Genomic DNA, 13367 nt, shown 5'->3' with positions numbered 1-13367 from the left:
CCTTCGTCCGTCGCTTCGCCATGGCAATGGGCTCGGATCATACGCGGGCCTAACCGCGACCCCTTACAGCAACGGCGGGGTAGAGCGTGAACAAGGGATTGGCAAAGCCGGAAACCGAAGGCTTCGGACTGTGATGGTGGAGTTGGCCTGGCTCTGGCAACGTTACCAACCCGGCTCCCCCCAGGGTTACCTGGTTCCGTGAGCGCACGGGCTCTACCGGGCGGCGGGTTCGCAAGGTGATGGTTGTCGCCCTCGCTCGCAAGTTGCTGATCGCTCTGTGGCGGTTCGCTGTCGATGGCGTCGTACCCGAAGGAGCGACGATGAAACCTGCCGTATAATTATCGGGATCGGGCCGCACTGCGACGGCATTGCAGCCCGGTGACCGAGTGAACGTCGCCGTTGTCCGGCGTGGCACATTAGTGCCGTCTTCACAGAGTGGTGCCGTTCCTTAGAAGCTCTCCAGTCCCGAATGAGGGACCGTGGTTGGGACTATCACCCCGCCGGATGTGAGGTTAGCAGGCAGGTCCTGCAGGAAGAGAGCTCACCTCGGATCACAAATGCGAAAACCATTGACAGGAGAATCATCATGTGAGGCCGGACAAATGACCGCTCGCAACATGATCGCAATCACGGAAGAAAACTCTTGCAAAACCGGAGCTGTCCACAAATGGCAATCCCTGGACAGGAACTTGCCAACTGGCAAGTTTTGAGGACTGGGGGCGGCCTAAGAGTCTAAATTAAAGGTAGTTGAGTGATATCACTCGCAAACAGCCTAACCGCGACGCTCTGCGTTAGACAAGCGATTTGACGGAACGGGAATGGGCGGTCGTAGCACCATTGATCCCTGTGGCCAAGCATGGCGGGCGACCGCGGACGACCAACATGAGGGAAGTGATGAACGCGATCCTTTATGTCGCCGGCAACGGCTGTCAGTGACGGGCACTTCCGAAAGACTTTCCCCCGGCCCCCACGGTGCGAGGCTATTTCTCTTGCTGGCGCGATACCGGTCTTTGGCAGACCTTCAACCACATCCTTGTCGCCGCCACGCGAGAACTGGAAGGACGCGCGCCCCCTCCAATAGCCGGTGTTATTGACAGTCAGTCGGATAAAACCACGGAAAGCGGGGGTATTTCCGGCTATGACGAGGGCAAGTAGATCAAGGGACGCAAGCGCCATATCATCCCCGACACGCTTGACCTGATGTTGTTCGTGCTGGTTCATGCCGCCGACATCATGGACCGGGATGGTGCACCCGATGTCTGAAAACCATCCGGCACCGGTTCCCCTGGCTACGCCATGTCTTCGCCGACGGCGGCTACGAAGGCGATAAGCTCAGCAGCACATTGATCGTCTGCGGCGCATGGACCATGCACGAACAGCCTTAAGCGGTCTGATGCTGCCAAGGGCTTCCACGCCCTACCCCGCAGATGGGTGGTGGAACGCACGTTCGGCTGGTTTGGACGATGCCGCATGCTGGCAAGGGACTGGGAGAAATCCATCGAAAGCGCCACCGCATGGGTCACTATCGCCAGCATCAGGGTCATGACACGCAGACTGGCAACCTATTGTGTTCCCTCATGAACTTTTTAATCCGGCTCTGAAACTTGCCAACTGGCAAGTTGACTTTGCCTACTTGTTGGTCGCGCCTTGGTTTGGTGGATCGCTGTGATGTTGCAGAGTTAAGATTTACCGCGCCTCAAGGGCTTCCAAGGCCCATGGCCACATGGCCTGGCAAAAGAGCACCGGATACATCCAGATCCCGCGCGGTGGGGTTGATCTCGGCCTCAGGGCCGGCAACGGCCGTCTTCGGCGGCCGGATGATGATCTCCACATCGGCAAAGCGCTGCGTGATTTCGTTCCGGGTGGCGGTGCCATCATAGGCACCGTCTGCAAGAAAGCGGCGCACGGGTTCTTCAGTCTGGTCCAAAAGACCCGGCACGGCCGACGGATCGCCGATGTCGTCTGTCGTCAGTTCACTGCATTCGATCTGACCTGTCTCCAGATCCAGCCCCAAGTGGAGCTTGCGCCACGAGCGGCGCCTGGACGCCTTGCCGTGTTTTGTTTCCTGCCATTCTCCGGCCCCAAAGACCTTCAGGCCGGTGCTGTCCACCACAAGCTCAAGGGAACCCGGGCGCCTCGGATCGTTCCCGCGGCAAAGGCTCAAGCCCGCCGGCTCGGCGCGAGAGTGTGAAAAAGTCAGGAACGGACAGTTCCAGCTTTATCAGCTGGAACACCGAACGAAGAAACCCTTGGGTTTGCCGCAGGGCCAAATGGAAAACGGTCCGGATCTCCGGGCAAACCATGACGGCAAGATCAGTGTATTACCCCGACCGACCACGCTTGCCGGTGTGCGTAACGCCCCAGTGATGCGCCACGCTTTCGTCAACCCAGACCGTGATGTCCCTACGCCGTCGCAGGCTTTCATTATACTCGGGACAGTTCGTTACACGATGCATGGATTTCGCAAACTTGTGGCGACGAGATGCGTGGTGTTTGAACGGCATTCACAAAACTTCAGAAGCAAGGAACGCCGAGCAGGTAAGCACGAATGATCAGCCCCACTTGAGTGGTCCAGTTTGATTGTTAGTGCATGGCCGGTCTTTGGTCCATCGGGATGATGGTTTCGGGAGCCGGTGGGCGGTAACCCAATGCGCTGTGCGGTCTCTTGGTGTTGTAGTGCTTCCTCCATTTTTCGATCAGGATTTGCGCTTCATGCAGCCCATAGAAGATTTCACCGTCGAGCAGTTCATCGCGGAACCTGGCGTTGAAGCTCTCGCAATAACCGTTCTCCCAAGGTGAGCCTGGCTCGATGTAGGCGGTCCTGGCGCCGACGGCCTTGATCCAGTCCCGCACGGCATGGGCAACGAACTCCGGACCATTGTCAGATCGTATGAACGTAGGCACACCGCGCAGGATGAACAGGTCGCTCAAGGCGTCAATGACATCGGTCGAGTTCAGCTTTCGTTTGACCCGGATCGCCAGGCACTCCCGGCTGAACTCGTCGAGGATGTTCAAGGTTCGGAACACCTTGCCGTCATCGGTGCGACAATGGACGAAGTCGTAGCTCCAGACGTGGTTGCGATACTCGGGCCGGAGACGGAGGCATGAGCCGTCATTCAACCAGAGCCGTCCCTTCTTCGGCTGTTTCGCCGGCACCTTCAGCCCCTCCCGCCGCCATAGCCGTTCGACACGCTTGTCGTTCACCTGCCAGCCAGCATCCCTCAACAGAGCCGCAATCCGGCGATAGCCATAGCGGCCATACTGTCGGGCAAGCGCGATCATATCCTCGACCAGGCGCTCTTCATCGGCACGCCCTCGTGGTCGCCGCCTCTGGGTAGAGCGATGCTGGCCCAACACAAGGCAGACACGACGCTCGGAGAGCTTCATTTGGCTGCGCACATGATCGATGCAGGCACGCCGACGGGCGGGGCTCAGAAGTTTCCCCGTGCGGCCTCGGCAAGGATCAGCTTGTCCAGTGTCAGATCGGAGACCGCCTTGCGGAGACGCTCATTTTCCTTTTGAAGCCGTTTGAGCTCTTTCAGTTGGTCGGTTCCCATGCCGCCATACTGCTTGCGCCAGCGGTAGTAGGTCTGCTCGGTTATGCGAACTTCCCGGATCGCATCAATCCGCGCCATTCCCTGGCCGACAAGAACCTCAACCTGCCGCAGCTTCGTGACAATCTCTTCCGGCTTGTGTCGCTTGTTTCCCATCTATGATCCTCCGTTTTCCTAAACATAACGGCGGACCAATTCATTGGGGGAGGATCAACCTCATAAACGGGTTACTTTTGGTTGTAACAATTATTACATCACTGCGTTTTGGTACATTTATCCTCTTCAATATCGCAATTGAACATGGATTACCTGCATGATTCGTATAGCTGGAATAAAATATTTTCAGACGGGGGGAGGATTTGGTCAACGAGATTTCTTGATTGACATAGCCCCCAGGAAATCGACAAGAAAAATGCTTCCAATTAAATATTGGGTATCGATCTTTATAAGAAAAATTGCAGATTTTTTTTTCAGAACACTTACCGATTGCAGCCCTGAGAGGAAAAGACATCTATTTAAGCAAAATCTTGATAAATGCGCTAATAACGTCAGGTGGAGTAACTGCTGTGACGAGATTTTTTATTCTGAGTCAGAAGACGATGAAAATAAATCTAAAGCGCTCTTGGAGACATTAAGACGTCTCCAAGAGCGCGGTCGGTCTCTCCGTGATTTGAATTTAAGAGGTATTGTATTTGGTTCATGCGACTTTTCCCAATTAGATCTAAGAGGAGTAATTTTCGATAACTGCGACTTGAGGGGGGCTTGTTTTGACGCTGCGAATCTAACGGGAGCGAGCTTCAAAAATTCGATAGGTGTCAATGCCACTTTCATTGAGGCTAATTTAACTTCTGTGGAAATGAACAACAGTGATTTTACAGGCGCAGACTTCACAAAAGCAGACATGAGACATGTTATTGCCTCTGAGACCAATTTCCAGGAGGCAACTTTCAAAGACGCAGTTGCAATCAATGCAAATTTTGTAGCGGCGGACATTACATCCTGCAACGCAATTGGGTTGGACTTATGTGGTGCAAATACGTTTGGAATTCAATATGGCGGTGGTTTTGAAGATTCTTTTGAAGGCGTATTGCTGGATCGCGAAGCTGAGATTCGGCTAAGATCGCGAAATGGGCGAGAAGACTTGCGAATTTGTGAACTTTATTCCAGAGTACCAATTGGATATTTGCTAAAGAAAATAAATAATAAAGTAGAAACGAATCGGCTCGTGGATGGTATCTGACGGGGATTGCCGCCCACCGTGTTGCAGAAATCATTATCCGGCACGCAAGGGTACCTTACCCGGATTTTGGCATCATGAGATACGCTCGAACGTGGGGCGTCCGAGCAAAGGCATCTTGTTGAGAATCGAGACACCGATCCGGCTCTCGGGTCGGTAGTTTCGCAAATTTTGTCGAGGTCGGAGCGATGGCTCAGTCTCGACACAGTTCTCCTGCGAGTTCCATGAACTGGCGGTAAGCAGGCCCCCCAGCGTGTTCAATGTAACCACCTGGTTGCCCTTGCAGTTACCCACAAGTGTCCGGCGGTAGCTTTACGATGCGGGAAAAGCCCCGCCATATGACGGTCGTCTCGGGCGGCGCGTCGGAAGTGCGGTCAAGCCTCCGATTCGCGCGACTGCCCTGACATAGAAATCGAGATCGTGCTGTGCTTGGCACTTGCTGTCCGGCGTCGCGCGTTCGAGCAGGTTGCGCTCCGCGTCCGTGAAGACCGCAGCAGGTTCGTCTCCTGCTGTCTCGCGGCCGAGCATCTTCAGCCATGTTACCCTCTAGGCGACGACGCAGCAAAGCGCAATGCAGCTGGCCAGGCGATCGGCAGTGTTCAGACGCAGCTCTTCGATGCGGCAGCCGGTCTTCAGGGTCTTGAAGAAAGTCTCGATCTTCCAGCGCAGGGCGTATCACTTGCGCGCGGCGTCCGCGTGGTTTTCTACCGGCAGGTTTGTGATCAGTTTCCAGTAGACCGGCGCCCGGCCTTCCGGTGGGTTGAGCTCTTCAGCATGGATGATCTGCAAATCCTGGTGCCGGTAACTCTTCTGCTTTCCGATAGGCGGGCGGACAGTCATCGTGGCATGCCGGACCGACAACATGGCGCAAGGTCATTGCCCTACGCATCGCGGAACCGGACTTCGCGGGTGCCGCTGGACGGCAGCTTTGCCATCACCCTGGCAATGGTCGTGCTGCCATCCTCTGCAAGTCGATCGACGCAACTGCGGACGTGGAAGTTCTTCCCTAGTTCTTCGGCCAAGCAATAGAGCTCGTAGATGTTGCTTTCCCGGCCGACGACATGCACACAGCGCTCGGCCGCACCTGTCAGCTAGGTGGAGCGGCCCAGATAGTCGAGCCAACGCATGCTTTCCTTCTGGTCGATCGGTACCCGTGCAGGAATGATCTTGCGCTTGAGCGCGGCGGTCCCCTTGAACTTGGCGCGCCACCAGAACTTGGCTGCCGTAAGGCTGAGTGGCAGACCATCTGGCGTGATTGCCAGGCTGGCATGCATCAGATGGCCTGCTGCCGGCTTTTCGGACACCGAGTTAAGCTAATCCCACCTTGTTTTCAAATTCCATCGGGCTGAGATAACCCAATGTCGAATGTCGACGCTTTGGATTGTAGAAGTGCTCGATGTAGTCGAACACGTCGGCCCGGGCGTCGTCTCGGGTTCTGTAGACCTTGCGTGCCGTCCTTTCCGTTTTCAGGGATGAGAAGAAGCTTTCCATCGCGGCATTGTCCCAGACATTCCCAGACCGGCTCATCGAGCAGGTGATGCCGTGGTCGGCCATGAGGCGCTTGAACTGTTCGCTGGTGTATTGGCTTCCCTGATGCGAGTGATGCAGCAGCGCATCCGGCTTGCCTCTGCGCCAGATGGCCATGATCAGCGCATCGGTCACGAGTTGGGAGGTCATGCTGCTGTTCATCGACCAACCAACGATACGGCGAGAGAACAGATCGATGACGGCGGCCACATAAAGCCAGCCCTCAGCCGTCCAAAGATAGGTAAAATCGGCCGCCTACTTCTGGTTCGGTCTGTCTGCCGCGAACTGACGATCCAGAACATTCGGCATAATGAGCGAGTGCTCACCACCGTCTTTCGGCAAGCCACGCCTTCTAGGCCTTGCTCTCAATGCATCGCCGCGCATGAGCCGCTCGACACGATGCAGACCACAGGAAAGCCCTTCCGCAAGAAGGTCATGCCAGACACACCGAGCACCGTAGGTGCGGTCGCTGTCCTTGAAGCTGCCTTTGATCTTGTCGAGCAGAACCTTGAGTATTCGACCGCCGCTGAGCGCGACTTTGAGCTGATCTTCGATCACCTGTTTGAAACCTATTCCGATCTCGGGGAAGACCGGATCACGGCCTTAGAACGCACGGCCGAGCGCGTCAAATCCATCCGGTCCACCATCGATCGGCTCGCGGAAACTCCCTTCTTAGGCACGCTTCGGCCGGACTTCCTGCCCGGCCTGCGTTTCGTGCGTCGCGAGCAGGCTGCAGTGTGGTCTCTTGCCAATTCCTCCGACAACAAGACCTTTGTTGCCGCCATTTTCTTCGGTGCTCAGGACCACATCAGGAAAATGCTGACCCGCCTGCTGTCTGACTGATCGCAATTCTTTCGCAAAGAGTAAGCCAGCCCGGTGGGCGTTACAATCGTCTGCAATTGCTGCAAACCACGCCATACCCCACAAAGATTTCTTTGTGGGGTAACATTTGAACAGCGGCACCAAAACGGATCCGTTCCAGCGAGAAACCGGAATTGTGATCCGCGCCCGTCATCCGGATTGCTGACGGCATTCCGTACAATGTTGTCACTGATGCTACTGGCGTTCTTGTGACGATTACTATATTGTGCATTTGTGCACAATTCAGCAAGTGATCAAACCATGCCGGACCCAGAAACCGCCTTCCTGTCTGCCCGCCTACCCACGCCGCTGAAAAACCGCTTCAAATCTCTGGCTGCGCGCCGCGGACTAAAAGTGCAGGACCTGCTCACCCAGCTTGTGGCCGACTATGTTGCGGAAGAAGACAGACAGGCCCCCGTCGCGACCGACGTCGTGCGCCGCCTTCGGCAGCACCAGACCGCGATGGCTGAAAAGGGACTAAAACATCTTTACCTGTTCGGCTCAGTCGCACGGGGAGATGCCCGTTCCGACAGCGACATAGATCTGGCCTACGAGTTGCGGCCAGGTGCAAAACTGTCGCTCTTTGAAATCGGGAGGATAGAGGGTCTGATCCGGGAAGCGCTGGAAACGGACACGAAGATTGACCTGGTCCCCCGAACAAGCCTGCGTAACCATGTCACCGAAACGGCGTCACGGGATGAGATCCAGGTGTTCTGATGCCGCGAAGTCCACTGCATCGCCTCCAGGACATGAGAGAGGCCATCAAGGAAATCTACGAGTTTGTCGATGGCATGGATCGCGCGGCGTTTCTTGCAACGCCGCGCGATGACCGAAAGACATTTCGGGCGGTCTCCGCCTCGTTCATCGTGATCGGCGAGTCTGCCAAGGCACTGCCGGAAGACCTCACGTCCCGACGCCCCGAAGTTCCCTGGCGCGCCATTGCCGGGTTTCGGGACAGGGTGGTGCACGAGTACTTCCGAATTGATGTCGAGACTGTCTGGGAGACCATCGAGAATGGCGAACTACAGCATTTGCTCGACGTCATCGAAGAGGAAATCCAGATCCTCGCCAGCGAAGCACCTCACTAGATTTCCAAGCCGACAAAATCACCCCAGCATTCTGGCGGACCGTCTGCGGCTCCGTCCCGCATCACTGTAGTAGCTGGAGGCCTGGGCGAGGGAGCGGTGCCGGGACTGCAGCATGGCATCCTGGATTGGAATGTCCCTGTTGGCGGCTTCCGTCAGAAAGCCGGAACGCAAGCCATGGGCGGAAAAATCTTGCGGGTCGAGCCCTGCAAGCGCACAGCGTTTCTTGACGATGGCGTTGACGGATTGCGGGGTGAGGGCGCGGGTTTTCAGGTTGCCCCATTGATCGATCGCCCGGAAAACGGCCCCGTCCGTAATCTGTGATGCGTCCAGCCATTTCTTCAGTGCGTCGACCGTCCGGCCGATGAGAAGCACCGTATTGTCGTCCGAAGACTCTTCCGTCTTGGTACGCCCCAGTCGTAAGCTGGCGGCAGGCAGGAGTTCGCTGTCCGGATCGCTCGGATCCAAAGGCAAAAATTCTTCCCAGGTAATCTGGCCGACCCGCAACCCGGACAATTCAGAACGCCGACGGCCACCGGAGGCAAACCCGACGAGCAACACCGCCCGGTCCCGGATATCTGTCAGGCTCGGTCCGCACATGTCGTCGCCCTCACAGGTCCGAAGCAACACCTCCAGACAATCGGCCGTGATGGCCTTGCGGCTTTTTCTGGTCCTTGGCCGATCCGCAACACGAACGGCCAGACGCATGGCGGAGCGCACCTCAGCCGCCGAAAACGGTCCCGTCAGACCACGCCAGCGGTGCAAGGTCGACCAGGATGCCAACCGCCGCTGCACTGTCGCCGGCGCATGCGGGGGCCGAAGGCCCGCCGTATTTTTTGCGCTGCGGAGCAATCCTTGCGCCTCAAGCTGCCTCGCAATGTCTTCAGGCATCCCGTGATCGGGATCAGACATTTTCTTGTCCGGATCCCACAGGTGATGGGCGATGAATTTCAGGATCAGGGGAACAGGTGCCGGCCAGGGCAGGGGGCTTCCGGTTGCCACCAGACACCAGCCTTCCAGATAGGAAAAATCGGAGGTCAGCGCCCTCAGGGAATTTTCGCCCATGCCTTCCCTGGCAAGGTGGCGCAGGGTGTCGATATCCTCATCGGTCAGCAGCCGGGCAAGCTGCTCCGCCCGGTCCGGACCTGCAAGGGCGGGCAGGATGGCGGCCAGTGCGTCCAGGTTTTCCACTTTCTGGCTCACAGCCTGATCGGACGCCTCGTCGTGTGCGGGCCGTGAACTGAAAAAAGGGGCGGGAAGGGGGCTTTCGGGCATGGGCTGACAGGCTTTGCGGGTCGGGTATGGCCCCGATTTTTACCATGATACCCTTGAAATGTCTAACTATCGATAAGCATTAATTATCAATAGTCAGAAACGCATTCTGACGGACATACATGTAATGATCTTTTTTTGCTTGTTTGTTATCGTTAATGAATTATTATCATCCGATGTCAACGACTTACAACCTTCGCAAGTCACTGCGTTCACTGGACTGGGCGACATTGGCCGACCCGCTTGACCGCGCCAGTCGCGCGCTGACGCGGGCGGACGAACGGCTGGTTCGCACGCCGCACCTGGAGGACGGCGTGCGCAGCCGCTCTCACCTGTTCGACACTTGCGCCTCCATGGCTCTCGACGGTGACCTCGTGCACCTGGAAGATCTGGTCCTGCATGATGCCGGGACAGACAAGCGCGCCCCGACCCATGAACTGACCCGGGCCGCCAGTCTACTGGCGCTGCGCCGCAGGAGTGACCGGCTGGCCCCTGAAGCACTTCTAAGCCGCAACGGTCTTCTGGCACTGATTGGACGGCAGCCGGATGAAGCCGAACCTGGGTGGATGACGGACAGAACAGCGGGGGAGGGGAGGAGCCTTTCCCAATCGAACTTGAGCCGTCAGGACATTGCCGAAACCGAAGTAACCCTTCTTGCCGAAATCGACGTTGTTCTGGAACGATCCAGACACTTGGCTGAAGGGACGCTGCCGCCTCTCGGGGCTTCGATGCCCCGAACTGCAGTCACTCGTCAGCGACACGACCCAGAAGCATCTGACAGGGCGGACCGGCTCGACGACTGGCTGAGTATCCTGAACGAGGCAGCCGCGCTGAATCTGCCCCCTGTTCTGACGGCGGCCATAGTACTGGATGCCTGGCACATGCTTCAGCCGCTGGACAGCTGGCCGGAACTCGGCCGTCTGTTGTCGGCCATCTACCTGAAAACCCGGGTGACGACGTGTCATCTGCCGAACCTGTCTTCAGGCCTGCGGAAATCACCCTTCCGCTGGCGCCGCAAGGACCCGTTCCAGACACGCATCGCCGGCTTCCTGTCCGGTTTTGAAAGGGCCGCCCAGGAAACCATGGATCAGCTGGACCGGTTGTCCATCGCCCAGGAGCAGCTGGAACGCCATTGCCGGGGGCGCCGAAGCCATTCCAGATTGCCGGAGTTTGCGCAGATGTTCCTGTCCCGGCCGCTGGTGACCATACCCATGGCCCGTCAGGACCTCGGCGTCACCGCTGCCGCCGTCGACCGCATGATCCGTCAGCTCGGCCCGGCATTGCCGCGCGAACTCACCGGCCGCGACCGATACAGGGCCTGGGGTATTCTGTGAAAGGTGACTGAAAGGTTGTTGACCATACTGGAGTGTGGCTGGGACTCCTGAGGATAAAAAACTCCGCCATATTGTCAGGTTGCAAAAACAACATTCGAAGTCACCTTTGGCAACCCTTCACATTACAAATTCAAATATTTCAACCAGACACGAGATGCTTAGCACTACTTTGGCAGAAATGTAATTTTTGGGATTGAACGAAGCCGCTAACGCGGCATTTGGTGTGGCAGTTGGGAGAAGGTGCCCTGTCTGCGAGGATTGCGGTTGTTGAAGCCCTATCCACTCAGTCAGGAGCACCCCGATGAGCAAAGCCATCAGCCCTTTGCGCCGCCGCATGATCGAGGACATGACGGTCCGCAATCTCTCGCCGGCGACGCAGCGATCTTACCTGCATGCGGTGTCGAAGTTCAGCCGCTATTTCGGCCGTTCGCCGGATCGGCTCGGTCTTGAGGATGTCCGTGCCTTTCAGGTGCATCTGGTGGCAACCGGCATTTCCTGGCCGGCGCTGAACCAGACGGTCTGTGCGCTGCGGTTCTTCTACGGCGTGACGCTCGGCCAGGCCGAGATCCCGGAGCGCATTGCCTATGCGCGCGCGCCGCGCAAGCTGCCGGAAGTGCTTTCTGCCGACGAGGTCGTGCGCTTTCTCGAGGCCGTACCGAGCCTGAAGACGCGCACGGCACTAACCGCGGCCTATGCGGCGGGTCTGCGTGTTTCCGAGGTTGTCGGGCTCAAGGTGGCCGACATCGACAGCCAGCGCGGTGTCATCCGGATCCGCCACGGCAAGGGCGGCAAGGACCGCTACGTGATGCTGTCCGCGCAGCTCCTGCATATCCTGCGGACCTACTGGCGGCTGGCGCGGCCTCCCGATTGGCTGTTTCCCCGCCGCAACGGATCCGGCCCGATCAGCATTACGGTTCTTCATGCCGCCTGCCGCTCGGCGCGGGCCGCCGCCGGCATCGACAAGCGCGTGACGGTGCACACGCTCAGGCACTCCTTCGCAACACATTTGCTGGAGAACGGCACAGACATCCGCATCATCCAGGTTCTGCTTGGTCACAACAACCTGTCGAGCACGGCGCGCTACACCAAGGTTTCCAGCAGGCTCATCCGGCGCACGCAAAGCCCACTTGACCGGCTCAACATCGAGGTGGTGCCGCCGAACTGACGCGGTCCCATGTCGGCGAGACTGGAGGTGGCGGATATCTTCCGCCGTCATGGCGAAGCCTATCGGCAAGCCCATCACGGTCATCTGGGCCGCGTTGAGCGGCGCGTGATGAGCGCGATCGAGCTGTGCCGCACCGCCGCGCTCGGCGGCCATATCGAGGAGTGCCGGGCCTGCGGAGCGGTGCGTGTGGCCTACAATTCCTGCCGCAACCGGCACTGCCCGAAGTGCCAGACTGCCGTGGCGCGGGACTGGCTGGCCGCGCGTGCGAGCGAACTCCTGCCGGTGCCCTATTTCCACGTGGTGTTCACGCTGCCCGCCGAGATCGCGGCGGTTGCCTTCCAAAACAAGGCGGTCGTCTACACCATCCTGTTCAGGACAGCCGCCGAGACGCTGCGCACGATCGCCGCCGATCCCAGACATCTCGGCGCCGAGATCGGCCTCATCGCGGTGCTCCATAGCTGGGGCCAGACCCTGACCTATCATCCGCACCTCCATTGCATCGTGCCGGGCGGCGGCCCGTCACCCGATGGCAGCCGCTGGATCTCTTGCCGCCCCGGTTTCTTTCTGGCCGTCCGGGTGTTGTCGCGCCTGTTCCGCCGGCTGTTTCTGGAGGCGCTGCGCGTCGCCTTCGAGGCCGGAGGGCTGCAATTCTTCGGCAGCATCGCCGACTTGGCCGGCCCGGCTGCCTTTGCCCGTCTCCTGGCCGCGGCGCGTCGCCGCGACTGGGTCGTCTATGCCAAGCCGCCCTTCGGCGGGCCAGAACAGGTGCTGGCTTATCTGGGCCGCTACACGCATCGCGTCGCCATCGCCAATTCCCGCCTGGTCAGCCTGGCCGACGGCAAGGTGACGTTCCGTTGGCGCGACTACCGCCATGGCCGCAAGACAAAGCTGATGACGCTCAAGGCCGACGAGTTCATCCGGCGCTTCCTCTTGCACACCCTGCCGGACGGCTTCCATCGCATCCGCCACTACGGGTTCCTCGCCAACGGCCGGCGCGTCGCACGGCTCGCGTCGTGCAGACAGCTGCTCGCCGTCCGGGCGCCGGAGACTGCCTTCCGTGCCGAGCCGGTGACGGACCTGCCGTCTCTCACGCACCCGTGCCCCTGTTGCGGCAGCCCGATGATCACACTCGCCGTGTGGCATCATGGGCAAGCGCCACCCCCGCGCTCAGCCTGGAACGACAGCTCATGAGTGCGTATGGCAGATCACGAGCCCCCTATAGGCGGCTGGCCTCCACGAGAACCGGCCCGCTTGCCTGCGGGCAAACGACCCAGTCGTGCCCTCTGCTGCCCTTCAGCGAGGCCGCCGCTGCCAAACAGGATCGGATCTTCG

Annotated in this window: 12 protein-coding genes and 4 pseudogenes; 10 read left to right on the top strand and 6 right to left on the bottom strand. The window is 58.6% G+C overall.

Annotated features, from left to right (window positions below; genetic code table 11):
• Together SIAM614_RS31690 and SIAM614_RS31685 are read left to right on the top strand one after the other, a co-directional pair.
• Nucleotides 1-338 (top strand): annotated as a pseudogene (locus SIAM614_RS31690) (transposase); the annotation flags it as partial.
• 466 nt (nt 339-804) lie between these two features.
• Nucleotides 805-1581 (top strand): annotated as a pseudogene (locus tag SIAM614_RS31685) (IS5 family transposase).
• Nucleotides 1582-1696: 115 nt separating this feature from the next.
• Here the strand turns inward: SIAM614_RS31685 and SIAM614_RS31040 are convergent.
• From SIAM614_RS31040 to SIAM614_RS31675, 3 genes and pseudogenes are all read right to left on the bottom strand, one after another.
• Nucleotides 1697-2110 carry a transposase gene (locus tag SIAM614_RS31040; RefSeq protein WP_157140182.1) on the bottom strand — a complete coding sequence of 138 codons (414 nt, stop codon included), beginning with the start codon at nt 2108-2110 and terminating at the stop codon, nt 1697-1699.
• Between the two features lie 7 nt (nt 2111-2117).
• A pseudogene (locus SIAM614_RS33655) lies at nt 2118-2309 on the bottom strand (transposase); the annotation flags it as partial.
• A gap of 274 nt (nt 2310-2583) precedes the next feature.
• Nucleotides 2584-3710 (bottom strand): IS3 family transposase gene (locus SIAM614_RS31675; protein ID WP_085956414.1). Its coding sequence is split into 2 segments (ribosomal slippage): nt 2584-3446 and nt 3446-3710, totalling 1128 coding nucleotides; the frame shifts between segments, so codons are not numbered across the junction.
• A gap of 157 nt (nt 3711-3867) precedes the next feature.
• Here SIAM614_RS31675 and SIAM614_RS31670 point away from each other — a divergent pair.
• Nucleotides 3868-4794 (top strand): pentapeptide repeat-containing protein, encoded by a 927-nt coding sequence (locus SIAM614_RS31670; protein ID WP_081455401.1) that lies wholly within the window; start codon nt 3868-3870, stop codon nt 4792-4794.
• Between the two features lie 426 nt (nt 4795-5220).
• The gene (locus SIAM614_RS33710) at nt 5221-5820 is read left to right on the top strand and encodes a hypothetical protein (RefSeq protein ID WP_229598037.1); all 600 of its coding nucleotides are present in this window, start codon (nt 5221-5223) and stop codon (nt 5818-5820) included.
• A gap of 62 nt (nt 5821-5882) precedes the next feature.
• Here the strand turns inward: SIAM614_RS33710 and SIAM614_RS32365 are convergent, their stop codons facing one another.
• Nucleotides 5883-6095, bottom strand: a complete 213-nt coding sequence (locus SIAM614_RS32365; protein ID WP_006940534.1) for a hypothetical protein — start codon at nt 6093-6095, stop codon at nt 5883-5885.
• Nucleotides 6096-6099: 4 nt separating this feature from the next.
• Nucleotides 6100-6810: pseudogene (locus SIAM614_RS30110) on the bottom strand (IS3 family transposase); the annotation flags it as partial.
• On the opposite strand from SIAM614_RS30110, the gene SIAM614_RS32665 reads away from it, so the two are divergent.
• The 3 genes from SIAM614_RS32665 to SIAM614_RS30095 all read left to right on the top strand — a co-directional run bounded on the left by SIAM614_RS32665 (nt 6718) and on the right by SIAM614_RS30095 (nt 8267).
• Nucleotides 6718-7161 carry a type II toxin-antitoxin system RelE/ParE family toxin gene (locus tag SIAM614_RS32665; RefSeq protein ID WP_006940531.1) on the top strand — a complete coding sequence of 148 codons (444 nt, stop codon included), beginning with the start codon at nt 6718-6720 and terminating at the stop codon, nt 7159-7161. The pseudogene SIAM614_RS30110 and the gene SIAM614_RS32665 overlap by 93 nt on opposite strands.
• 279 nt (nt 7162-7440) lie before the next feature.
• Complete coding sequence (locus SIAM614_RS30100) at nt 7441-7896, top strand: nucleotidyltransferase domain-containing protein (RefSeq protein ID WP_006940530.1); 456 nt, start codon at nt 7441-7443, stop codon at nt 7894-7896.
• Nucleotides 7896-8267 (top strand): HepT-like ribonuclease domain-containing protein, encoded by a 372-nt coding sequence (locus tag SIAM614_RS30095; protein ID WP_040441554.1) that lies wholly within the window; start codon nt 7896-7898, stop codon nt 8265-8267. Before SIAM614_RS30100 ends, SIAM614_RS30095 begins: the two co-directional genes overlap by 1 nt.
• 18 nt (nt 8268-8285) lie before the next feature.
• On the opposite strand, the gene SIAM614_RS30090 is transcribed toward SIAM614_RS30095, so the two are convergent.
• A complete protein-coding gene (locus tag SIAM614_RS30090; RefSeq protein ID WP_006940528.1) occupies nt 8286-9467 on the bottom strand; it encodes a tyrosine-type recombinase/integrase in 1182 nt (393 codons plus the stop codon).
• Between the two features lie 245 nt (nt 9468-9712).
• On the opposite strand from SIAM614_RS30090, the gene SIAM614_RS30085 reads away from it, so the two are divergent.
• The 3 genes from SIAM614_RS30085 to SIAM614_RS30075 all read left to right on the top strand — a co-directional run bounded on the left by SIAM614_RS30085 (nt 9713) and on the right by SIAM614_RS30075 (nt 13226).
• Nucleotides 9713-10870 (top strand): RHE_PE00001 family protein, encoded by a 1158-nt coding sequence (locus tag SIAM614_RS30085; RefSeq protein ID WP_208984131.1) that lies wholly within the window; start codon nt 9713-9715, stop codon nt 10868-10870.
• A 301-nt stretch (nt 10871-11171) separates the two neighbouring features.
• Nucleotides 11172-12035 carry a tyrosine-type recombinase/integrase gene (locus SIAM614_RS30080; protein ID WP_006938653.1) on the top strand — a complete coding sequence of 288 codons (864 nt, stop codon included), beginning with the start codon at nt 11172-11174 and terminating at the stop codon, nt 12033-12035.
• A gap of 9 nt (nt 12036-12044) precedes the next feature.
• Nucleotides 12045-13226, top strand: a complete 1182-nt coding sequence (locus tag SIAM614_RS30075) for an IS91 family transposase (RefSeq protein WP_006938755.1) — start codon at nt 12045-12047, stop codon at nt 13224-13226.
• The last annotated feature ends 141 nt before the right edge of the window (nt 13227-13367 follow it).

It is taken from the genome of Roseibium aggregatum IAM 12614, from assembly GCF_000168975.1.
GTDB lineage: Bacteria > Pseudomonadota > Alphaproteobacteria > Rhizobiales > Stappiaceae > Roseibium > Roseibium aggregatum.
The sequence above is the reverse complement of the archived record's forward strand: the minus strand, read 5'-3'. Positions and strand labels throughout refer to the sequence as shown.